The sequence below is a fragment of the Thermococcus thermotolerans genome, assembly GCF_024707485.1.
Lineage (GTDB): Archaea > Methanobacteriota_B > Thermococci > Thermococcales > Thermococcaceae > Thermococcus > Thermococcus thermotolerans.
In genome coordinates, this window is sequence record NZ_CP102602.1 from 1,094,092 (window position 1) to 1,116,066 (window position 21,975).

Sequence of the window (21,975 nt, forward strand, 5' to 3'; positions counted from 1 at the left end):
GAGTAAATAATTAAAGGAGTTATGGATTGAAAACAGAAAGGGAAACACTGTCCTGCAAAAGACCCACCTGTTTGAATCCTCCGCTTTGGGTGACCGATATTCTGTAATATACCGGGGCTTTGAAGTATATCTTTATTGCCCCCCATCCACTGCCCTTGGCACGTTGTACGTAAACATTCCCGCCCATCCACTGGGACTTTGAAGATATTCTGATATTCTCATATGACGCGTGAAGCACATTTGGAGGATGGGCCGGTGGAAACTTATCATACAGCACCTTCGGCTCTGTACTTGTGAAGAGAGACACGGCATTTATTGGATTTATTCCGGAGCCGTCAAAGGGAACGGTTAGAATGTCCCATCCTAATCCTATTTTATCGAGGGACGGCGTTGTAGTGCCAATGTAATCAAAGAAAACCTTCGGAATTTCAAGGGACAGGGAACTGGAATGGGGCACAACTATTCCCACCTCCACGGGGCTGGTTAAAGACGTTCCATCATCCCCAACAAAGAGGGGAGTAGATTTTGAGTGTTTTTGCCCATTGGAAATCTCCCCTTCATCCAAAATCATGATATCAAAGCCGTACATTCCGTTATCTTCCAAAATAGTGGGGCCATGGAGTTCCAATGCGACATCGATGTAAAGGGTACTCTTAAAAATCCACCATCCCACGGTGTATGTGTATTCAAAAGTCTTCTGCGAGGTTGATGTTTCTGGAGCTGACATGGTTCTCACGCGATCCGGATGCAGTGATATCAGTGGTACTGGTATCTCCCTCTTTTCAACATGTGGTGTGAATATCATCCAAAGCCACTCCTTGTCCGAGACTGAAGAAGTAGGTACTTGCACACGATTAAGCGCATTAACAAGCTCTCTGGAAATACCCTTCAGGGCCACCAAGCCACCATTTGAATCCCTAGCAAAAAGCCAGACGGTACCATTGGCGTAAACAACCGATTCCAAAACGTCTAATCCCCGTGATCTACTGCTTGCCGGGAACATGGCATATCCATCGAAATCCATTGATTTAATCACAGTGTACCTCCAGGAAACAGGAACTCTTCTGCCATCGTAGGATATCCATCCGTATAACCTATGGTTGTTTAAATCAAATTCAAGTTTTCCTGATGCCTCATAAGTAACATTGCTTCCGTTTTTAGGTGTGGGGTCATAGACTCCATTTAAAGCTACAGGCCCCACTTTCCAGGAGGGGAAGTTTGAGAGGCCTGCACTTGCACTCCCTGCCGTCACTCCAACCATCAGCAGTCCTAACAGGACTGCAAACAACGGTTTCCATCGCACATAGTTCACCTCCTTAAGCCGTCTGCAACCCATATTATACAACTTTGGCTTATAAGTTTTTCCTTTTACTTATTGTAGTTATTCTTCCTTTTTTTTTCAAGTATGAATTTATTCTAATACATGTTTTTCCCTTAGAACTGTCCAAAAGAAAGCTGAGTAAAAGAGTTGCATGACGATGCAATCGTGCAATATGTAACTAAGATGATGACTCACTAGTGTCAGAGACCACACTAAGAAGAATTTCAACCTTCCATCAATTCAACCCCACCTTATAAAACCTTTTCTCCGAAAACGCCTTAAAGAGAACGTTTTTAGCCGTCTTCGGTGTTGTTCATGCCTGTTGACGAGAGAACGTTTGAAAGAGAAGTTCTTTCAAAAATCCCGCCCCGGAACGAGCCGCCACTACCTCCCAACTGGCTCCATATAGAAATGCTCGAACGCTTTCGCGTCCTTCAATTCGCGCCCATCAAAGAGGGCATGAACGTCCTTGAGGTTGGGTGTGGAGCGCACGCGCTGACCACTGTCCCCCTCGCCTACCTCGTCGGCGAAACCGGCCGCGTCGTTGCAGTTGACCGCTCCCGCTGGCGCTTCTTCGATGAGATAACAACCGCAACGGGCCTGAAGCACAGAATAATTCCCCTCAAGGTGGACGCGAGAAAGTTACCTTTTCCGTTCAAAGCCTTCGACCTGGCCGTCCTCGTTCATGGAATCAGGAGCTTGAAGAGCGAGGAAACGATGGTTAATGTCATCTCTGAGATGTTCCGCGTTGCCGAAAAGGTCTTCATCGCGGAGAGTCTACCGGTGGCGAACAACGAGAGGCAGAGGGCGCACCTTGAGCTCTACAACCTGAGGGAAGAGATATTTGAGACCCTCTTCGGCGAGAAGGACGACCTGCACTATCCCCCACTGGAAAAGCTGGTTGAGCTCGTCGAAAAGGCAGGAGGAAAGGTAATCGAGAGCGGAACCTTCGAGCCGGGCCTGCCGCACTACTTAGCCTACATCCCACGGGAATACGTGGAGCGGATAAAAGACGAGAAAAAGCGCGCCGAACTCCTGGAGCGGTGGGATAGATCCTACGAGAAATGGAAAACTGGTGCGGAGCATCCACCTGTGGGATGGATTCTGGCAAAAAAGAGGGGTAAAGCTCAGAACTCCCTCTCCACGAGGAACTTGGCGAGCAACTCCAGATCTTTCCTCGCCTCGCTCTCCGGGAGAACCTTCAGGGCCTCGTTGGCCTCTTTCACAAGGTTCTTGGCGTAGTTTGCCGCGTAGTCTATACTGCCGTACTTCCTGAGGAGCTCAATGGCCCTGGCAACTTCCTCCTTGACCTTCTCGTCGTGGATGAGCGCGTCACCTTTTGCATCGCCCGCGTACTTGCCGAAGACCTTCAGGAACTCGGCTTTATCCTCCTCGGTTGCATTGTCAAAGAAGTGGCCCACTATCAGCGTCTTCTTGCCCTTCCTGATGTCGCTACCGACGGGTTTTCCGAGCTTCTCCTCGTCGGCTATCAAATCGAGCACGTCGTCCCATATCTGGAAGGCTATGCCCACGTTCATTCCCCACTTCGAGAGGGCTTGGATGTATTCTTCATTGTCAGTTCCAACGATTGCCCCTATGGTAGCAGAGCCGTCGAAGAGCGCACCCGTCTTGCCGCTTATCATCCTGAGGTATTCATCAACTGTGACCTCCTCCCTCGTCTCGAACTCAATGTCGAGGGCCTGGCCCTCGCAGAGCTCGTTGGAAGTCCGGACGAGGACTTCTAAAATCCTCGCTTTCTTCTCGGGACTGACCTCCGCTTTAGCTACCGCCTCAAAGGCCTTGGAGAACAGCAGGTCGCCTGCAAGAATAGCCATGTTGACGCCCCAGAGCTTGTGAACCGTGGGCCTTCCGCGCCTGAGCTCGTCCATGTCCATGATGTCGTCGTGAACCAGTGAGTAGTTGTGGATGAACTCGACGGCAGCCGCAGGATACAGTGCTTTCTCAGGATCGCCGCCGACAGCCTCAGCAGCACGGAGAACCACGAAGGGACGAACCCTCTTTCCCCCGGCAAGCGGATAGTGTCTAGCCGCATCGTAGAGCTTGTCCGGCTCTTTTTCAGGAATGAGCTCGAATATTGCCCTATCAACGTCCTTTGCGGTCTCTTTAACCCTTGCGAACAGCTCATCGTACTTCCCCATTCTACCACCCCGTGAGTGATGAAAGCAACCTAAAGGAAAAATAGGGCAACGGTTTATCAGTTTTGCCCTCGACGTTCAGCGTATTTCGACCATGTAGCCGTTCCTCGACACGAAGACGTCCCTGCCGATGAGGTAACCTTCCTCCTCAGCCAATTCCGCGTAGTGGGTGAGCATCCTGAACTCACCGTGCGCCGGAACTATGTTCTCGGGATTGAGCATCCTGATGAGGTAGCGGTGGTCCTCCCTGCTGGCATGACCGCTGACGTGTAAGTCCTTTATCATTCTGACACCCTTCATCTTGAGCTTGGTTTCGAGGACGTAGCGCTGGGCCCTGTTGAGTGGATTGGGTATCGTTCCAGCGGAGAAAACCACGATGTCTCTCTTGCCGATGTCGTAGAGCTCACCGTTGGCCATTCTGGTAAGAACGGCCCCGGGCTCTCCCTGGTGCCCGGTGACTATCAGCAGATAGTTCTCCCTTGCTTGAGAAACCTCCTTGAGAACCTTCCTGACGGCGTTGGGGCTCCTCACAGCTTTTGCACCCTTCATCTTGATGAGGCCGAGCTGCTTGGCTATTCCTGTGTACTTGGCGAGCGAGCGGCCGACCAGAACGGCCTGCCTGCCCATCTTGTTGGCTATCCATATGAGCTCCTGAAGGCGAGAAATGTGGCTGGCGAAGGTCGTCGCTATAAGCCCGTCCGCCTCCATGCCCTCGTAGAGGAAGAAGTCCTCAAGGAGCATCTGGGCAACGGCCTCGCTCGGCGTCTTGGTTGGTTCAGCGACGCGGGTTGACTCGGCTATAAGAACCTTGACGCCCTCCTTCCCGAGCTCCTTCAGGCGTTTGTAGTCGGGCCTCTCGCCGAGAGGGTTGTTGTTGTCGAACTTGAAGTCGCCGGTGTGGATCACGGCCCCCTCGGGAGTGTGGACAACGACCATGGCAGACTGCGGAATGGAGTGGGTTATCCTGACGAACTCTACCGCCAGGTTCTCACTCACCTGGACTATCTCGCCGTACTCGGTCTCGTACATCGGGTTCTTGACCTCGAAGTACTGCTCGCTCTTGATTTCACCCTTCGCGAGCCTTATCGTGTAGGGCGTGCCGTATATCGGAACGTCCGGGTAGTGGGGGGCGAGCTTGGCCACCGCGCCGATATGGTCGAGGTGACCGTGGGTGAAGGTTATGGCGACAACCTTCTTGTTTCTGATTGAAGAATCGTCAGGAATTGCGCCGAGCTTCTGGAGTTCCTTCGTGGGGAACTGCTGGATGTTGACGTCCTCATGGATGAGAACGCGGTCAAGCCTTATCCCCATGTCAATTATAACGACTTCCCCGTTGTATTCGACGGCGGTCATGTTCTTGCCTACTTCCTCGTAACCGCTAACTGTGTGGATTTTTATCATGTCTATTCCTCCTTACGCCCCCAGGCCTCTCCTGAGGCGTGGGGCTGCGTTGGTCTTAGTTGTTGACAGGGGTTTAAAAAGGTGTGCATTTTCTAGAGTTGAGGAAGAAGAATAAAAATCACCGCCTCCTGAGGTAGGCCGGCAGGTCGATCCTCTGCTCCAGCCACTCCCTAGTGAAGCCCGTAACCACGAGCGGAACCTTCCTCAGCTCCTCGACGTTCCTTGCCCCAACGAGGAACATCGTGTTTCTGATTTCTTCGATGTAGCGCTGGAGGACTTTGATAACGCCCTCAACGTCACCTTTCACGGCCGGCCTGAGGAGGGGCAGTGCAACGCCCGCGAAGGTTGCACCCATGGCTAAGGCCTTAGCCATCGTTATCCCATCGCGCATTCCGCCGGTGGCTATAATTGGCATGTTAGTGGCGTAGCGAACCTCAGCGACGCTTATGGCCGTCTTAATCCCCCAGTCCCAGAAGCGAAGGGCGAGGTTTCTGCCCATCTCGTCCTTGGCGCGGTAGTACTCAACGGCGCTCCAGCTCGTCCCCCCAAGGCCGCCGACATCGATGGCATCTATCCCGATGCTCTCAAGCCTTATAGCTACCTCCATGGAAACACCGGCCCCGGTTTCCTTCGCTATTATCGGATAGGGAAACGCGGCCTTGAGCTCGGCAAGGGCTTTCAGGACACCCCTGTACTGTGTATCCCCTTCGGGCTGGACGCTCTCCTGGAGCGGGTTCATGTGTATCGCTAAAGCGTCCGCCTGAATCGTCTCAACTGCCTTTAAGGCCTCATCAATCCCGTACCTTCCGGGCATCGTCTCGGCGAATTGGGGAGCACCAAGGTTGCCGACGAGGAAGACATCGGGGGCGACGTCCCTAACGTAGTAGCTCTCCCAGGTTTCAGGCTTCCTTATCATTGCCCTCTGGCTGCCGACTCCCATCGGTATGTTGAGCTCCTGGGCGGCCTTCGCTAAAGTCTTGTTTATCTTGCCCGCGAGCTGAGAGCCCCTCGTTCCACCGGTCATTCCGGCTATGAAGATGGGGTAGTCGAACTTCCTCCCGAGAAACTCGACGCTTAGGTCTATTTCCTCCTTGTCTATCTCCGGCAGGCTCATGTGGACGAAGTGGATATCTTCAAAACCGTTGGAAACATGCGCCTGAACGTTCCTCTTGAGGCAGTGCTCGATGTGCTCGAACTTCCTGATGATCGTGAGTTCCTCCTTATCAAAAGCCTCCATTTCAACCACCAAAGAGAGAATGGAGCCGGAGGTTAAGAGGTTTTTGGGCACTAAAGATTAGCCTGCACTTTCTCTGAAGAGTTTTGTAGAAAAGTGAATCCATACCAATACCAAGGCAACTAAACTCACTAAAAAGAGGAATGTCCCCAGGTATACAACAAGCTCTGGCCATTTATAACTTCCACACGATGGAAGGCCTTTCTTCACACCGCTAACAGCCAAACTATGCCCGGTATATACAGCCAGTGCTAAGAACACGGTAGCAACTAAGTTTACTACAAGGTTTACATTCTCGCGATAAAATATACCAAAAAGTAGCAATATTCCTCCAATTATGAAGAAGTACGTAGCGACACCATAAGTAAGCTCAACCGCATCCGGATCTTCAAAATATGGATCGTCCTTGTTGAGCTGATAATCAATAACAAATGTTAGTCCCAAGAGAATCAAAAGAACCGCTACAGCCAGTAAAGATCCACGAGCTATGGAGACCGTTCGCATAATTATCACCTTACTCACACTTCCTATGACCAAACAAAACTTTGTTGCGTTTCTGCATAATCTGGGGAGTCTGGATAAATGAATACACTTACAGAAGTCCATGAGCTTGTGCCCAGTTGCAATTTGTACAACTGCCACTGGCTACTACATCTTGCATGCCCACAGCCACTATTAACACCCAACAAGTGCCGCAAGCAGTCTTTTCATGCCTGCACCTCCCACTAACTATTGCAATAATACCTCTGACTTCTGGACTTATAGGTTTTTTCTTTTGTGAGTTATAATCTGTTACGCTTTTTTTCGTGAGTTCTTACTTCCCAACCATACCTTCAGGAGCTTTATTAGTCAAAGAAACCAGAGTGAAAACCTGAACAAAGGGACATTAAATCTGAGTCTTGATTCTCGTTCCAAAGCCGTCGCCCCTTATCGCCCCGCTCAGCCTTCCGGGAACCTTCCCGTTCACGAACCAGACCTCCGAGTGCTCGGCTATCTTCTTCGCCTCCCTCAGCTTGTTGCAGATTCCGCCGGTGACGTCGGTTCCAGCAGAGATGCAGTGGAGCCTCTCAAGGAGGGAATCTATCTCCCCCTTTCTGAGCTCCTGAATCAGCCTGCCTTCCCCGGGTTTGCCGTCGTAGATTCCGTCAACGTCCATCAGGAATATCACCTTCTCCGGCTCAAGCATCTTGGCGAGGTATGTGATAATCTGGTCGCCGGAGAGTATGTCTATGCCCTTCGCAAGGTCTATAGAGACGTCTCCGAAGAGAACGGGAATGAATCTGAGTTCCAGCAGTCTCTCCACGACCTCAAGGTCCCCGTAGGCGACCTCACCGTTCTCGGTTATGAAGACGGAGGAAGTCGAGACGGAGAAGGCCGGCAGGCCCTCACGGACGAAGGCTTTGATGAAGTTCGCGTTCGCCCTGAGCATGGCCTGATGGGTCTCGGTGAAGCCTACCCTCCTGAAGTTGGCGGTATCCCAGTCCTCCGGAAGACCTTCTCTGATTCTGTATTTCTTGGCGTAATGGTGGCCAAAGCTCCCGCCGCCGTGGACGATGATGAAGTCCTCTCGGGGATAGAATTTGGCTATTTCCTTCGCTATGTTTCTCACTGTCTCATGGTCAAAGTTCTCGGGCTCACCTTTCTTGTCGCTGAAGACGCTTCCACCGATTTTGACGATTATCATGGCAGAACCTCCTCTATCCTCAGTCCCTCACGGCTTATCCTCGTTATCATCGGTGTCCCACCGGCTATGGTTATGGCAGTGGCAACTTCGCTCTGGTTCTCCGGGGCCAAGGCGTACATACAGCCGCCACCGCCGGCGCCGGTTATCTTCGCCCCTATCGCTCCCGCAACCCTTGCGGCATAAACTAACTCGCTCAGCTTTTTCGTTGAAACTCCAATGGCATCCAAAAGCCCGTGGTTGATGTTCATGAGCCTGCCGAGCTGGGCGAAGCGAACCTCCTCGTCGAGGTCGGAGATTATTACCTCCCTGGCCTTCTCGACTATCTTGCCCATCGCAACGAGTACAGGCTCTATGACCTCGGGCATCTCTTCATAGGTTCTCCTCACCATGGCCACGAGCTCCTTGGTTGAGCCGCTCGAACCTGTGTAGCCGACCACTATGGGCAGTTCCATGAAGGGCAGGTGTTCGAAGTTCCCCTTCTCGTAGTGGATGAAGCCTCCTATGGCAGATACGGTGGGGTCTATGCCGCTCGATGCTCCCTGGACGAGGAGCTCAACCCTGTGGCCTAGCTTTCCTATCTCCTCGTTGGTCAGCTCAAGGCCGAGGAGTTTGGATACAGCCCCGATTGTGGCAACTGCAACTGCAGCGGATGATCCGAGGCCGGCCCCGACGGGAATCTGTGACGTTATAGAGACAGTAATTCCTTTCCCGTTAGCATCGGCCTCCTCCCTCACAAGCTCTATCGCCTGCCGGACGTAGCTGAGAACCTCCGCGGCCTTTCCGTAGTCGCTCTCGAAGTAAATCTCGTCCTCTGAGAAGGAAACGGTTAAGCCAGGAACGCGGATGTCCTTGGCCTCTATCTTTATCGCTCCCCTATCGTTGAACTCCGCCCAGACATAGGTTCTGAGGTCGATGGCGGCAGCAATGGCAGGCTTACCGTAGACGACGCTGTGCTCGCCGAAGAGGATAATTTTAGCCGGGGCAGATGCCAGAACCCTCATCCTTGACCCTCCAGAAGCTTTCTCATGACATTTTCCAAATCGTCAAGCTCGTTTTGAACCGTGTACCAAACGAGCGAGAGGTCAACGCCAAAGTAAGCGTGGATTAACCTGTCCCTCATCCCTGCAATTTCTTTCCAGGGGACCTCCGGATGAAGAGTCTTAAACTCATCTGGAATGTGCTTCGCTGCTTCCCCTATTATTTCAAGGTTTCGGATTACTGCATCGACCGTTTTCTCATCTTCCACGAAGTCCTCAAAGCCCATGCCCTCTGTATACCGTCTAATTTTCTCAATAGCCTCAAGAATATCCTCAACGTAGAGAAAAGGGTCCCTCATACGTACTTCACCTCTTTGAGAATCCGTTCCCTAATGCGTCTCTTCAAAGCCCCTTTGGTTACGAGGTCAACCCTAACCCCAAGGAGTTCTTCGAGGTATTTCTGAAGGCGTATGAACTCTATTAACCCCACGGGCTGCTTGAACTCCACGAGAATGTCAACATCACTGTCCGGCCTCTGCTCATTTCGTGAATATGAGCCAAAGACACCAATACGCTTAACACCATATTTCTCACTCAGTTCCTTCCTGTGAGCGTGTAGGATTTTTTGGACATCCTCAAGTGTTCTAACGCGTGCGGTCTGCATGATAGAAAATAAGAAAAGCCCCTTATGGCCTTTTCGTTCAGCGTTTGAAGAATATACTTGCGTAACAGACTACTACCCCTCAGCCCCACTCTTGATCCCGTAAAAAGTGTTCTATCAGCTCAACGAACTCATAGATGTCCCCAAGCTGCCCGCGGAGAACCTCAAATGCCAGTCTATCGTTAATCCTCCCGTATCTGTGGACAAGGATGTTGCGAAAGCCCTTCATGAGCCTGAGTTTGTGGGCCATCTCCTCAGGAATTATCCCGGCGCGCACGAGTCCCTCAAAAACGTCCTCCTCCCTTTCCGGCATCGTGAGCCTCAGGTCGGAGTTTATCACAGCGCATATATCAATCACGTTCTGGATTGCAAATTCGGCCCGCTTGTAGATTCCGTCCTTGACTATACCAAGCGATTCGAAGTCCTCAAAATCATCTGGGAGGTTCTCCTCAATAAGTTTGAGGCTCTCAAGTATCTCCTCAATCTTGGAGCGTATGATCTCGACCCTCATTCTATCGCCTCCAACCCGAGGTAGTCGTAGTAGTATCTCCTGAAGTCCTCCCACTCCTTGAGCGTTTCGTAGGCGAGGTCGTAGAGGAACGTCTCGTCCATGCAGAAGAGAACTTTACCCTTGAGGCACTCCTTTTTTATGTAAACCGGAAGGAGCTGAAAAATCTGAACATCATAATTCTCGGGAAGGCTTCCAAGGACGAGCATCCTGAAGAGAAACGCCTCTTTTGGGCTTCCCTCGTAGTAAACGCACAGGTCTACATCACTGTCCTTTCTGGCCTCACCTCTGGATTGAGAGCCAAAGAGAATTACGAACTTCACCCGCTCTCCACCGAGCTCAAGGATTTTTTTGACGGCATCCTCAATGTTCATGGAGGAAAATAGGAAAACCCCCTTATGGCCTTTTCGTTCACCTTCTCATCACGATGCTCGCGTAGCCGACGATGGCATCGGTGCTCCTGCTGACCTCGAAGCTCGTCGTGTAGTGGAGTAGCTCCGCCTCAAGCGCTCCAGCCAAGCGGGAGTAAACTATCGCAGTCCCAACTCCACCCGGCCCGCACATGGTGTGGTTCATCTCGCGGAGCTCTCTGAACATGCCTCCAACGTCGAAATCGAGGATTCTCCTTATTACGCGGAAGTCCCACTCCTTTATCCTGTGGGGAAGCTCGCTCGCCCTCGCCCTGAAGGGCACGTAGCCGTACATGGCTCCGTAGTGCATGAAGTCGGTGCTCGCTACCACAACCACGTCCCTGCCGAGCTCCTTTGATGCCTCAAAGATGGCCCTTCCAAGGTCTTCGGAGACCTCCTCGTCCTGAATGCCGAGGGCTATTGGAACTATTCTAACTTCCTTCCCAGCTTTTTCAGCCAGGTACTGGATGAAGGGAAGCTGTACCTCTATTGAGTGCTCGTATTTGTGGGCCAGCTCATCAAGGTCGGCTATGCCAGAGAGCTTCGCTATGGCCTTGGCCATCTCGGAATCAACCTCGACGTCACCGAGCGGTGTGCGCCACTTTCCGGAGGGGTAGACCGCTATCGGCGAGCCGAGGCCGGTGTGGTTCGGCCCGAGGATTACGAAGGTCTCCGGCAGGCCGTCCTCAAAGATAGCCTTGTATGTTCTCGAAGCCGTGTAGCCCGAGAAGACGTAGCCCGCGTGGGGCGCAACGCCAGCTGTTATCCTCCTCTCGCTTCCCTCCTCGCCGAGGTCGTTGAAGAACTCCTCCAGCATCTCGATGAGCGCTTTGTCCGAGGGATAGAAGCTACCAGCGACTGCCGGATACCTTACCTCCATGATCCCACCTCCAAAGGTTCATCGTCCTCAAGGTCTAAATACCTTCGGTCAGTTTGAGGCCCGAACCAGTGAGAGGGAGAAGGACCCTCGAACCATCCGGAATTTCGCCGCTCTCGACCAGCTTCCACAGAGCCGCGAGGACAACGGCAGAGGTGGGCTCAACCAGAAAACCCGCCCGCTTGAGCCAGTCCAATGCTTCCACCGTTTCGGGCCCTTCAATGCTCACACAGAGACCGTTTGTTTCCTTGATCGCCCTCTTCATTTCATCAATCCTCGGAGGTTCCGGAATCGCTATCCCATCAGCCAGACCGTTGGTGAGGGGCGAACGCTCGCAGAGACTTTCGTAGCCGCTGGCCTGAACCGCAACGAGCCGGGGGAGCTCCGCGATCTCGCCCATATCCCTTAATTCCGTGAAGCCCTTCCAGAGGCCGAGGAAGAGCGTTCCGCTCCCCGCTGGGGCCAAGACGTAGTCGGGAACACCGACCTGCTCGTAAGTTTCAAAGGCCACCGTTTTTGTGCCCTCGATGAAGTACGGATTGAGCCAGTGGGAGACGTAGGTTATCCCCTCGCGCTCTGCAAACTCTACTGCCATTTCGTGAACCTTCATCCTGTCCCCATCAACGAAGTGGAGTACCGCCCCAAGCCTCTCCAGAAGCGAGAGCTTCTCCGGCATCGTATTGTATGAGACGAATAGGTGGGCAGTTATCCCGGCCGGAAGGGAGTACAAGGCCATGCTCAGGGCCGCGTTGCCGGAGCTGTCGAGGACGACCTCCCGGATCCCTTCCTCCATGAGCTTTGCCACGGTGACGTAGGTCCCACGATCCTTGAAGGAGCCACTCGGATGGAGGTATTCGAGCTTGAACAGCCCGACGACCGGACCTATCTGGAGTGCAGCGGTCGGGGTGATAGCGGGCACTGCCGGGGGGAGGTAGTTCCCGCCCACGGGGAGGAAGTTGAGGTAGCGGCGCATGTCTAGGTACGAGAGGAGGCTACCGAAGAAGCTGAAGTGGTTCCGCCTGACTAGCAGGGTTCCGCCGCAGTCGCAGTTCAGACGAAACGTCTCCGGGTACTTCCTACCGCAACGTGAGCAGACGAGCATCGTACCACCCAAGGTTTTTTATTTTCACGAACGATATCTATGGCACAAGTGGATAAAAAGGTGGTTGCCATGGTTGAGAAATTCGTTTCCGCCGAGAGGCCCCAGACCGAGGAGGGCTACCAGTACCACATAGCCTGCAAGCCAGGAGATGTCGCACGCTACGTCCTCCTGCCCGGCGACCCTGAGAGGGTGCCGAAAATAAGCTCTCTCTGGGACGAGGCGAGGGAGATAGCCTTCCACAGGGAATACCGGACACACACAGGCAGGTATAAGGGCGTCCCCATAAGCGTCACCTCAACCGGAATCGGAGGGCCGTCCACCGCCATAGCCATCGAAGAACTCGCGGCGATAGGTGCCGATACCTTCATCCGCGTCGGCTCCACCGGCGCGATACAACCGGGAATGGAGATAGGCGACCTGATCATAGCGAAGGCAGCGGTGAGGCTTGAGGGGACTTCAAAGCAGTACGTCCGCGTTGAATATCCAGCAGTTGCAGACCTCGAGGTCACTCTAGCCCTAATCGAGGCCGCTGAAACTTTGGGCGTCCGCTACCATATCGGCATTACCGCCTCGACGGACAGCTTCTATCTCGGCCAGGGAAGGCCCGGACTCAGGGGTTACTTCCCAAGCTTTGCAAAGAACATACTCGATGACCTGAGGCAGGCCAACGTCACAAACTTCGAGATGGAGGCTGCAACTCTCTACACCCTCGCCAACATCTATGGACTGAGGGCTGGGTGTGTCTGTGCGGTCTTCGCCAACAGGATAACCAACGAATTCGGGAAGGCCGGGGAGAAGGAAGCGGCATTAGTCGCCAGTGAGGCTGTGAAGATACTCGCCGAGTGGGACGAGGAGAAGGAGAAGGCTGGAAAGAAAGTCTGGTTCCCGGGGCTTAGAAGGGTTTGACACCCAAGTTTTTGTGTTTTTGTTTTGTTGTTTTCCTGAAACCGCTCGCAAAGATATCTTTTCCCTTATTGGCCCCTTTCGGGTGTTGATTTGAAGTTAAACCCACGCCAAAGGAGCAGTTGAATTCTCACTTCAAAATGGCCACTCAACAGGAAAATCGTCCAGAATTTTTTGGATATTTGGCTTTTCAGAAGGAGCTACCAACTCTGATGAAATTTTTGCCAAGCAAGAGTTTCTATGGCGCCCCGGCGGGGATTCGAACCCCGGACCTCGAGGTCCGCAGCCTCGCGCCCTATCCAGACTAGGCCACCGGGGCACTGCCCGCTAACCCTTCTAAGGGAGTCTTTATAAATTTAACCGTCTCAGCTCACCGAAAGATTTATAAAGCGCCCGAAGGTGAGTATTCTACGGGCCTGAACTGCGGTGGTAGTCTAGCCTGGTCTAGGACAGCGGCCTGCCACGCCGCTGGCCCGGGTTCAAATCCCGGCCACCGCACCACCATTCGTTTCTTGGCGGTTTTTGAGAACTCAGAGCTGCTCGATGTGAAATTAACCCCGTTCAGAACAGTGATTTTGAAAAGTTAAAAATTGGGTTGAAGAACGGGAGCGCTTCCATAAGGGAAGAAAGAAATCACGTCCGCAGCTTCGCCAGGGCATTCTCGGCCGCCTGAAGTATTGGGTAGGCCACAGGAGACGCCGTAAGGAGCGGATGGGTTGCTATTTGGAGAGTGTAGAGCTCACTCGCGGTGAGACGCTTCTGTATCGCCAGCGCGAGGACGTTTATCATCTCTCCCACGCTCTCCCCGCCGGCCATCTGGGCGCCTAGTATTGCCCCCCTGTCGCGGGAGAATATCAGCTTCGCAGTTATCATGGATGTTCCCGGGAAAACCGCGGGATGCTTGTCCGGAGCCTTTCCATAGCCCACTATGACCTCAAAGCCCTCCTTCCTAGCGGCCTCTTCAGTAAGGCCAGCGGCCGCAAGGGTCAGACCGGCAACATGGGTGGCGTAGACGCCTATCGTTCTCCTGTTCTCCCTCACTATCTGAAGCCTGAAGAGATTCGCTCCGGCTATTCTGGCCTCAAAGGTTGCCGTTGAAGCCAGCATAAGGGTGTACGGCTTCCCCGTGAAGAAGTCCCTGTGCTCCACACAGTCACCAACCGCAAAGATGTCCGGGTGGGATGTTCTCATATACTCGTCGGTCCAGATGCCGTAGCGCGTAACCTTGAGACCCGCCTTAACGGCAAGCTCAACGTTCGGCCTGTAGCCGATTGAGAATATCACAAGATCAGCCGGAAGCTCGGTACCATCAACCAGCCTGACCCCCTCGACCCTTCGCTCACCGGTGAGCCTTTCGATGTGGCCGTAAACAATATCAACACCTACCTCACGGAGCCTATTCTCCACCATCTCACTGAACTCTGGGTCAAATGAGTTCCTTAAGAGCCTACTTCTGACGACCAGGGTGACGTTCTTTCCGAGTTTTCGTATCTCATCCCCCACCTCAAGGGCTATGAACCCGCCGCCGATTATAACGACGTTTTCTGCCTCCTTCACCCGCTCCTTAAGCTCCTTCAGGTATTCGTAGTCCTTGGGTATGGTGTACACACCGTCGAGATCAAATCCCGGAACCTCCGGAAGAACGGGTCTGGAGCCGGTAGCTATGACGAGCTTCTCCCATCGAACCTCCTCTCCCCCTCTAGTCCTTACGAGCTTGGCCTTGGGATCGATGTGGGTCACCTCATCCACAAGAACATCTATTCCTGCTGGCTTGAAGAACATGTCGAGGGGGATGAGGTCTTCATCGATGCTCTTGAGCGTTCCAAAGACGTACGGAATGCCGCATGAGATTATCCCAACGTCCTCCTTTTTGATTACCAAGACGCTCTTGTCGGGATAGAACCGCCTCGCGGCGAGGGCCGTGGTTATGCCGCCGGCACTCGCGCCGACAACTACAACATCGTACTTCATCATTTCGAAATCACCACTAATATCTCCACCCAAAGGTTTTAAACAGTTTCTTTATCAAATCCACCTGGATGTAAACAGTATCCACAAACAAAAGGAGAGAAGAAGGATCACTCCCCGGTCGCGCCCTTCAGGGCATCCTTGCAGGCGCAGTGGCGCTCCTTTGGAATGTACTTAATGGACTTCATCAGGAGGTACTTGATCTCCTCGCTCTTTTTGGCCATCAGCTCAACGACCTCGGTGTGGGTGAGCTTCTCCCTGCTTATCCCCGCGGCGAAGTTGGTAACTATGGCCACGCTGGCGTAGCACATCTCAAGCTCCCTAGCCAGAGCTGCCTCCGGGCACTGGGTCATTCCGACGACATCGGCACCCAGTATCCTGAGAGCCCTTATCTCTGCCCTTGTCTCGAACCTCGGGCCCTCCATGCAGGCGTAGGTTCCCGTTGGGTGGTATTCAAACCCAAGCTCCCTCGCGGCCGTTATCAGTGCCTTTCTCAGCTCCGGGCAGTAGGGGTCGGTGAAGTCAACGTGAGCCACAAACTTTCTGTCGTGAGGACTCTCATCACCATCGTAGAAGGTGTAGTGCCTCGTCTTGGTGAAGTCAATAAGCTGGTCGAGGATAACGAAGTCGCCCGGCTTCATTGCCTCGTTGAGCGAGCCTACTGCCGAAGTTGAGAGAATCCTCTCGACACCGAGTTCATACAGCGCCCATATGTTGGCGCGATAGTTTATCTTGTGGGGGGGAACGCTGTGCCCCTCGCCGTGTCTGGCCAGGAACGCTATTTCCTCGCCACCGTATTCGCCTATCTTCACCCTGACCTTTCCGTAAGGGGTGCTTACGAACTCCTCCCTGACGTTCTGCAACAGCTTCGGGTCGTAGACTCCGGAACCTCCAATAATTGCTATCCTCGGCATGGTATCACCTGAAAATGAGAAAAGGGGGAGGGCTTAAAACGTTAGTGCTTTTCCCATAGAACCTTCTGGTGTTTTGCCTTCTCTTCGATGTCCTCGCTGACCTCTCCCTCAGCCTGCAGTTCCAGTATCTTCGTGAGGATCTCGCTGAGCAACCACGAACCCCACTTGGGGTCTTTAACCTCAAGGGCGGCATCTATGGCTCCATCGATGTCCCCTGATTTCAGTCTGGAGACGGCTATGCTACCAAAGGCGAGAGAGCGGAGGTAGTTGCCACGGACAAGCCCGGCAAACCTGAGAGCCTCATCGAACTCACCGAGCTTCGAGAGGTACGTGACCACCTTAACCCTGATTGTATCCTCCCGGGTGTGCTCCCCTATGGTTCTGACCAGGGGCAGGTATTTGGCATTGACCCCTTTCGAGAGCAGCTGATCCATTATAACCCCGGCTATCCTTTCGAACTCTTCACCTTCCAGATACCCCAGGAGAGTCAGTAAAACTTCCTCCTTATCGACTGAAGTTTTAACGATGCCTTCCAGGATGGAGAGCCTCTCGTCAGGATACATCCGTTCAAGGATCTTCATGACAAAATCCAGCTCTCCCTGACTGCCGAGGCCAATTAGGAGGGACTTCAACACATCAAATCCAGTGTCTGATGACATTCCCAGCGCGATGTCCACGAACTTTTCGTACGTGGCCGTTGGGACGTCTGAGTTCTTTAGGTGGACAGCAACCTCCTTCATGGCCTCTCCGAGCCAGTACTCGCTCTTAAGTTCCGAGAGAACCCTGATAGCACTTCCGAACTCCTCACGTTTCAGATGCTCTTTTATCGCCTCTATGGCCGCTATGGAATGCCAGGGTTCGTCGTCTATCTGCTCTATGATGAGCCTTGCCCTGCGCATATTGCCCTTCTTGAGGTAGACCCTGAGTATCTTCAGGAACAGGTCGTTTCGCTTTACGGAGTCCTTGACGTCGGTGGCATAGAAGAGGGCATCGTCGGGCATGTCCAGTTCCAGAAGGCGAATGACCAGCTCTTCAAGGAGGTCATCCTTCAGGGGTTCGGGAAAGCTCAGGATAGACTCATAAGCCTGATGGAAAACCTTCTGGGAAGTCCTTGCGTCAACCCTCTTAAGGTACGTCCCTATCTCCACGAGGGCTTTGACCAGAAGAACGGGGTTCTCGATTGATGCGGCGGCGTTGAAGGCATATTTAAAAGCAGTTTTATACTCCGGCTTTTTGGCGCGGTACATGTAGTAACCAATTTTAGCGTACGTGACTGCCCGGAGGTACTTGTCCCGTATATCAGAAGCTAACCGGAGGGCCTCGCGATAAACGTCCAATGGCATTATTTTCACCCAGAAAATTTACGATGTGATGGTATTTAATCGTTTCCGGTAGTCAGAACAGAACATGGAAGATCAGTCAAAAAACGAAAGTTCAGCCAAGCTCGTCGTAAACAACTCCAACGACTTCTCCGTCATCGAGAGAGACAAAGCTTACCTTGGTCTTTTTGCCGCTCTTGGGATCTACAACAACGAAATCCGGCTTGGAAAGGTATCTGCTCGATGGTATCCGCCAGACATCGCCGTAATGGGCCCTAAGCTCCTTCAAAAATCTTTCCGCATCACGTCTGATAACGGTTGTCATCGGTATCACCACTTATATCTACTACTTCAAAATATAAAAAGCTTTCCCATAGACATTCGTTAAAGATAATATCGACAATTGACTAAAATTTTGACCGCATGCAAACCATCGCTCCCCGGGGAACGCCCAGCTCCCTGGAAATCGGCGGACATTTTGCCCTGAGGAGGAAAAATATCCTACCGTCACCGAGGTCACTTAGGGTCTCAAAATTCGCCTGTCCCTTTGCAATTATTACATCGGCCCTCTCAAAGAGCCGCAGAAATTCCGGTGATGCATACTCCAGAGGCGTTCCGGGAAGCCTTGAACCCGTAGAAATGACCCTCGCAATCTTATCAAATCCGGCCTCACGAAGATCTTCAACCGTTGCGTCGTTGATTATCGGCCCTTCCTTGGCGGCCACGTACACCTCAAGAGCCGGAAACTCCCTGCGTATAAGCTCTATGAATATCCTGTCAAAGTATATCTCACCGCAGTTGTCCACCAGGTAGAGGAGCGTTTTCGCCCGCTCAAGCTCCATCAGGAGCTCATCGCTCTGGTCAATGTAAAGCCTCCGGGAAACAAGATCGAGGAGGTCGTTTCCAATCTTCTTTGGATCATAACCAACGGCAAAGTCTATGGTGTTCCCCGCGATGGCAAGCTTCAGGGCTCGTTTTATGTCATCAACCCCACGCACCTCCGCCGCCACGCTCCTTGCAAGCCCTGTGGAGATTCTCTTATACTCCCTGAACGGATCATCGTCTCCCAGAAAATCGTAGAGCTCAAGGAACAGCCTGCCCCCGTCCGTGGCCGGAACCGAATCCTCTCTGAAGAACTCTACCAGCCTGTTTGCGAGAAATAACATAGCTCTCTTGCGCATCTCCACGTCTTCTGTGCTCATCTCGGTTATTTTCTGAGCCTGAGCGACCGTGCACGCGATACATTCGTAGTGAATCTTCATCCGGCCACCAAGGAAAGATGGAAAAGGCCCTTAATAAATCAAGCCCTAAGCTTCTCGACGTATTCGAGCTCCTCGGGGATTGGGTTTCTCTTTCTCAGCATCTCCCTCACGACTAGGTAGCCGTAAAGCGCAGTCATCCACTCCATTTCTCTCACCCCTTTTAACTTCTTCCAGCGTGTCCAGCCCGATCTTGGGCTTAAAAGCTTTTCTAGGCCTTAAACCCTCATCTGTGCCCATAAAATATCTACAATCTTCCAAAAAAGCAACAATGAAGATTTTGGATATTGGATGCACAAGAACGAGCAATTTAAAGACCCAAAAGGGCCCTTCTTTTACCAAAAGAATACATTTGAGCAGGATACGGAAACCCAACCGTTTATAAACTTTGGAGACTCCATCACTACGGTGGGAGAAAATGGCCTTAGAGAAGCTAGGGAAGGCACTCAACAATGCCCTCAGGAAGCTCGCCCGTTCCGGCACAGTTGACGAGGCCCTCATAAAGGAGGTCGTGAGGGACATACAGAGGGCGCTCATCCAGGCGGACGTTAACGTTAGGCTGGTCCTCCAGTTAACGAAGACGATAGAGAAGAGGGCGCTTGAAGAGAAGCCCCCAGCGGGAGCATCAAAGAAGGAGCACATAATCCAGATAGTCTATGAGGAGCTCACAAAGTTCCTCGGAAAGGAGGCCAAGCCCCTCGAAATAAAGGATAAGCCAACTGTTCTGCTCACCGTTGGTATCCAGGGATCAGGTAAGACTACGAGCGTGGCGAAGCTGGCGAGACATCTCCAGAAGAGGGGCTACAAAGTAGGCCTTGTCTGTTCGGACACCTGGCGTCCCGGTGCCTACTACCAGCTCAAACAGCTCGTTGAACCCTTTGGGATAGAGGTCTTTGGCGATCCCGAGGAAAAAGACGCCGTGAAGCTTGCCCGCGAGGGCGTTGAGTACTTCAAAGGCAAGGGTGTGGACGTCATAATAGTGGACTCGGCCGGAAGACACAAAGAGGAAACCGGCCTCATCGAGGAGATGAAGCAGATAAGCGAGGCAATAAAGCCCCATGAGGTGATTCTGGTCATTGATGGAACCATTGGCCAGCAGGCCTACAACCAGGCGCTTGCGTTCAAAGAGGCAACGCCGATAGGTTCAATAATAGTCACCAAACTCGACGGTTCCGCCAAAGGTGGTGGGGCACTCTCTGCCGTTGCCGCTACCGGAGCGCCCATAAAGTTCATAGGCGTCGGGGAGAGGATAGACGACCTCGAACCCTTCGACCCCAAACGCTTTGTTTCCAGGCTTCTTGGAATGGGGGACATAGAAGGGCTACTCCAGAAGCTTGAGGAGCTCCAGAAGGCCCAGGAGTTCAAAGAGGAGGACCTTGAGAAGTTCCTCAAGGGCAAGTTCAACCTCAAGGACATGTACGCCCAGCTTGAGGCGATGCAGAAAATGGGGCCGCTAAAGCAGATACTCCAGATGATTCCGGGGCTCGGATACTCCCTGCCCGAGGATGCCGTCAGGGTCGGGGAGGAAAAGCTGAAGAGGTACAGGATAATAATGGACTCAATGACGGAGGAAGAGCTCGAACACCCGGAGATAATCAACTATTCGAGGATAAAGAGAATCGCCAGAGGTTCCGGAACCAGCACCCAGGAGGTCAGGGAACTGCTCCATCAGTACAACCAGATGAAAAAGATGTTCAAGAGCATGGACAAGAGAAAGCTTTCTAAGATGGCAAGGAAATTTAACTTTGGGGGGTTTGGGATATGATCGAGGCCTTTGTGCTGGTTGTTGTTAAGCCCGGAACCGAGGAGAAAGTATACAACGCCCTCTCAAAGGAGGAGCGGATAAAGGAGATATACCGCGTCTATGGAGAGTACGACATCATAATCCGGGTGGAGGTTGAGAACATCCATGAGCTTGACAGGTTCCATGATGAGGTGCTGAGGAAAGTGAAAAACATAGAGATGACGGAAACGCTGATAGCCAGCTCGTACAGGGGGTGAAGTCTTGGAAAAGAGGTGGGTGGCGACTATCCACCTCGACACCCTCGAAGTCGAGCATGACCCTTCTTTTAAATTTAAGTGCGTCGAAAACTGTGGAAAGTGCTGCTACGAGCTTGAGATACCGGTTAGAGACGAAGACATAGCGAGGATAGAGGACCTTGGCTACAACGCCTGGGAATTCGTGGACTATGAAAAGATGTTTTACCGGGGCGATAAGTTCCTGAGCTATGCACTCAAAAAGCGTCCCTTCGACGGCGGCTGCGTTTTTCTCGACCCCGAAACTATGAGGTGCCAGATATACGGGAAGAGGCCCTTGGCATGCAGGCTGTATCCCTTCGTCTTCGTGAAGCAGGGAAGAGTTATGGAAGTATACGTCAAAATGGACTCCTTCTGTCCAGGCCTCAATCACCCTGAAGGAGAACCAATAACCCAGAAGTTCATCCTGAGGGAATACGGCGATGTTGTGGAGGAGTATCGCAGAAAGGTTGTGAAGAGCCAAGAGTGACCGAAACATATTTATACATTTTCTTGTTAATTTTTGGCCACTGGAGGTGAGAGAATGAGTCAGCTAAAGTCGGTCCAGGAAAAGCTCAGACTGGTCAGGGTGCTCCGACTGCTCAAGAAGACCTACACCTACGAGGAGCTGTCCAAGATAACCGGCCTTCCCATCACTGTGCTCAACAGGTACGTGAGGGGGAAGGTCCTTCCGAGTGCCGAGAGAACCAAGGAGCTCCTTGAACTGCTCCTCCCGTACATCAACATAGAGGAGGAAGTTAGAAAAAGGATAAAATTTGACGAGTATGGGTTTTTTGACAACATGCCAGTACTCAGCGATACATCCCTTATGAGCCTCATCGCCGAGGAGGTGGCGGGCAGATACATGGACAAGAACGTGGACAAAGTCCTCACCGCCGCAACCGACGGAATCGCCCTCGGTGTCCACGTGGCCAGGGAACTCAACGTTGACGTTGTATACGCCAAGAAGAAAAAGGAGGTCGGAGTCGAGAAGTTCTACGAGGTCAGCTACGTCCCGAGCGCCTCCGGAAGCGTAACAACCCTGTACCTTCCTCAGTGGGCGCTCAGAAAGGGCGAAAACGTCCTCATAGTCGATGACGTGATAAGGAGCGGTGAAACCCAGAGGGCTCTCCTTGAGATGTGCAGACAGGCAGGGGCAAAACCCGTGGGCATGTTCTTCCTCATAAGCGTCGGCGATGTCATCGACCACCTCAAGGAGGAGTACAGCATCCCGGTGGAGAGCCTCATAAGGCTAGAGTGATACT

At 52.6% G+C, this 21,975-nt stretch carries 24 protein-coding genes and 2 tRNA genes; 7 read left to right on the forward strand and 19 right to left on the reverse strand.

The features are described from left to right. Positions 1-19: 19 nt before the first annotated feature. Positions 20-1,303: a hypothetical protein gene (locus tag NUS69_RS06200; RefSeq protein WP_258083029.1), complete on the reverse strand. Its 1,284-nt coding sequence runs from the start codon at positions 1,301-1,303 to the stop codon at positions 20-22. Between the two features lie 333 nt (positions 1,304-1,636). Here NUS69_RS06200 and NUS69_RS06205 point away from each other — a divergent pair, with 333 nt between their 5' ends. After that, complete coding sequence (locus NUS69_RS06205) at positions 1,637-2,563, forward strand: class I SAM-dependent methyltransferase (RefSeq protein WP_258083030.1); 927 nt, start codon at positions 1,637-1,639, stop codon at positions 2,561-2,563. On the opposite strand, the gene NUS69_RS06210 is transcribed toward NUS69_RS06205, so the two are convergent. The 12 genes from NUS69_RS06210 to NUS69_RS06265 form a co-directional block, all read right to left on the reverse strand. Beyond that, the gene (locus NUS69_RS06210) at positions 2,449-3,480 is read right to left on the reverse strand and encodes a polyprenyl synthetase family protein (protein WP_258083031.1); all 1,032 of its coding nucleotides are present in this window, start codon (positions 3,478-3,480) and stop codon (positions 2,449-2,451) included. The two genes, NUS69_RS06205 and NUS69_RS06210, sit on opposite strands and share 115 nt — an antisense overlap. Positions 3,481-3,555: 75 nt before the next feature. Next, the gene (locus tag NUS69_RS06215; protein WP_258083032.1) at positions 3,556-4,878 is read right to left on the reverse strand and encodes an RNase J family beta-CASP ribonuclease; all 1,323 of its coding nucleotides are present in this window, start codon (positions 4,876-4,878) and stop codon (positions 3,556-3,558) included. A gap of 118 nt (positions 4,879-4,996) precedes the next feature. Further along, positions 4,997-6,115, reverse strand: coding sequence for a type 2 isopentenyl-diphosphate Delta-isomerase (gene fni, locus NUS69_RS06220; protein ID WP_258084998.1), 1,119 nt, complete (start codon positions 6,113-6,115; stop codon positions 4,997-4,999). 57 nt (positions 6,116-6,172) lie between these two features. After that, positions 6,173-6,616: a hypothetical protein gene (locus NUS69_RS06225; RefSeq protein ID WP_258083033.1), complete on the reverse strand. Its 444-nt coding sequence runs from the start codon at positions 6,614-6,616 to the stop codon at positions 6,173-6,175. Between the two features lie 382 nt (positions 6,617-6,998). Then, complete coding sequence (locus NUS69_RS06230) at positions 6,999-7,796, reverse strand: isopentenyl phosphate kinase (RefSeq protein ID WP_258083034.1); 798 nt, start codon at positions 7,794-7,796, stop codon at positions 6,999-7,001. Continuing rightward, complete coding sequence (locus NUS69_RS06235; protein ID WP_258083035.1) at positions 7,793-8,797, reverse strand: mevalonate kinase; 1,005 nt, start codon at positions 8,795-8,797, stop codon at positions 7,793-7,795. Before NUS69_RS06235 ends, NUS69_RS06230 begins: the two co-directional genes overlap by 4 nt. Continuing rightward, entirely contained in the window at positions 8,794-9,132 is a 339-nt protein-coding gene (locus NUS69_RS06240) for a HepT-like ribonuclease domain-containing protein (RefSeq protein ID WP_258083036.1), read from the reverse strand. The genes NUS69_RS06235 and NUS69_RS06240 overlap by 4 nt, the downstream gene beginning before the upstream one ends. Further along, positions 9,129-9,437, reverse strand: a complete 309-nt coding sequence (locus NUS69_RS06245) for a nucleotidyltransferase family protein (protein ID WP_258083037.1) — start codon at positions 9,435-9,437, stop codon at positions 9,129-9,131. Before NUS69_RS06245 ends, NUS69_RS06240 begins: the two co-directional genes overlap by 4 nt. Positions 9,438-9,516: 79 nt before the next feature. Beyond that, a complete protein-coding gene (gene hepT, locus NUS69_RS06250; protein WP_258083038.1) occupies positions 9,517-9,945 on the reverse strand; it encodes a type VII toxin-antitoxin system HepT family RNase toxin in 429 nt (142 codons plus the stop codon). Further along, a complete protein-coding gene (mntA, locus tag NUS69_RS06255) occupies positions 9,942-10,316 on the reverse strand; it encodes a type VII toxin-antitoxin system MntA family adenylyltransferase antitoxin (protein ID WP_258083039.1) in 375 nt (124 codons plus the stop codon). The genes hepT and mntA overlap by 4 nt, the downstream gene beginning before the upstream one ends. 37 nt (positions 10,317-10,353) lie before the next feature. Beyond that, the gene (locus NUS69_RS06260) at positions 10,354-11,232 is read right to left on the reverse strand and encodes an MEMO1 family protein (protein ID WP_258083040.1); all 879 of its coding nucleotides are present in this window, start codon (positions 11,230-11,232) and stop codon (positions 10,354-10,356) included. Positions 11,233-11,266: 34 nt separating this feature from the next. Further along, positions 11,267-12,331, reverse strand: coding sequence for a pyridoxal-phosphate dependent enzyme (locus NUS69_RS06265; protein WP_258083041.1), 1,065 nt, complete (start codon positions 12,329-12,331; stop codon positions 11,267-11,269). Between the two features lie 69 nt (positions 12,332-12,400). On the opposite strand from NUS69_RS06265, the gene udp reads away from it, so the two are divergent. Then, positions 12,401-13,237, forward strand: a complete 837-nt coding sequence (gene udp, locus NUS69_RS06270) for a uridine phosphorylase (RefSeq protein WP_258083042.1) — start codon at positions 12,401-12,403, stop codon at positions 13,235-13,237. A 238-nt stretch (positions 13,238-13,475) separates the two neighbouring features. On the opposite strand, the gene NUS69_RS06275 is transcribed toward udp, so the two are convergent. Next, a tRNA-Arg gene (locus NUS69_RS06275) sits at positions 13,476-13,553 on the reverse strand. A 104-nt stretch (positions 13,554-13,657) separates the two neighbouring features. On the opposite strand from NUS69_RS06275, the gene NUS69_RS06280 reads away from it, so the two are divergent. Further along, a tRNA-Gly gene (locus tag NUS69_RS06280) sits at positions 13,658-13,735 on the forward strand. A 132-nt stretch (positions 13,736-13,867) separates the two neighbouring features. Here NUS69_RS06280 and NUS69_RS06285 read toward each other — a convergent pair. The 5 genes from NUS69_RS06285 to NUS69_RS06305 all read right to left on the reverse strand — a co-directional run bounded on the left by NUS69_RS06285 (position 13,868) and on the right by NUS69_RS06305 (position 18,697). Then, positions 13,868-15,208 carry an NAD(P)/FAD-dependent oxidoreductase gene (locus NUS69_RS06285; RefSeq protein ID WP_258083043.1) on the reverse strand — a complete coding sequence of 447 codons (1,341 nt, stop codon included), beginning with the start codon at positions 15,206-15,208 and terminating at the stop codon, positions 13,868-13,870. A 104-nt stretch (positions 15,209-15,312) separates the two neighbouring features. Continuing rightward, entirely contained in the window at positions 15,313-16,116 is an 804-nt protein-coding gene (gene mtnP, locus NUS69_RS06290) for an S-methyl-5'-thioadenosine phosphorylase (protein WP_258083044.1), read from the reverse strand. 41 nt (positions 16,117-16,157) lie between these two features. After that, entirely contained in the window at positions 16,158-17,459 is a 1,302-nt protein-coding gene (locus NUS69_RS06295) for a hypothetical protein (protein ID WP_258083045.1), read from the reverse strand. 91 nt (positions 17,460-17,550) lie between these two features. Further along, on the reverse strand, positions 17,551-17,760 hold the full coding sequence (locus NUS69_RS06300; RefSeq protein ID WP_258084999.1) for a hypothetical protein: 210 nt from the start codon (positions 17,758-17,760) through the stop codon (positions 17,551-17,553). A gap of 82 nt (positions 17,761-17,842) precedes the next feature. After that, positions 17,843-18,697, reverse strand: a complete 855-nt coding sequence (locus NUS69_RS06305) for a damage-control phosphatase (protein WP_258083046.1) — start codon at positions 18,695-18,697, stop codon at positions 17,843-17,845. A 415-nt stretch (positions 18,698-19,112) separates the two neighbouring features. Here NUS69_RS06305 and NUS69_RS06310 point away from each other — a divergent pair, with 415 nt between their 5' ends. From NUS69_RS06310 to NUS69_RS06325, 4 genes are read left to right on the forward strand one after another with little or no spacing between them, the layout of a single operon-like run. After that, entirely contained in the window at positions 19,113-20,459 is a 1,347-nt protein-coding gene (locus tag NUS69_RS06310) for a signal recognition particle protein Srp54 (protein ID WP_258083047.1), read from the forward strand. Beyond that, on the forward strand, positions 20,456-20,695 hold the full coding sequence (locus NUS69_RS06315) for an Lrp/AsnC family transcriptional regulator (protein WP_258083048.1): 240 nt from the start codon (positions 20,456-20,458) through the stop codon (positions 20,693-20,695). Before NUS69_RS06310 ends, NUS69_RS06315 begins: the two co-directional genes overlap by 4 nt. Positions 20,696-20,699: 4 nt before the next feature. After that, positions 20,700-21,200 (forward strand): YkgJ family cysteine cluster protein, encoded by a 501-nt coding sequence (locus NUS69_RS06320; RefSeq protein WP_258083049.1) that lies wholly within the window; start codon positions 20,700-20,702, stop codon positions 21,198-21,200. 54 nt (positions 21,201-21,254) lie between these two features. Next, positions 21,255-21,971, forward strand: coding sequence for a phosphoribosyltransferase family protein (locus tag NUS69_RS06325; RefSeq protein WP_055430120.1), 717 nt, complete (start codon positions 21,255-21,257; stop codon positions 21,969-21,971). Positions 21,972-21,975 lie beyond the last annotated feature (4 nt).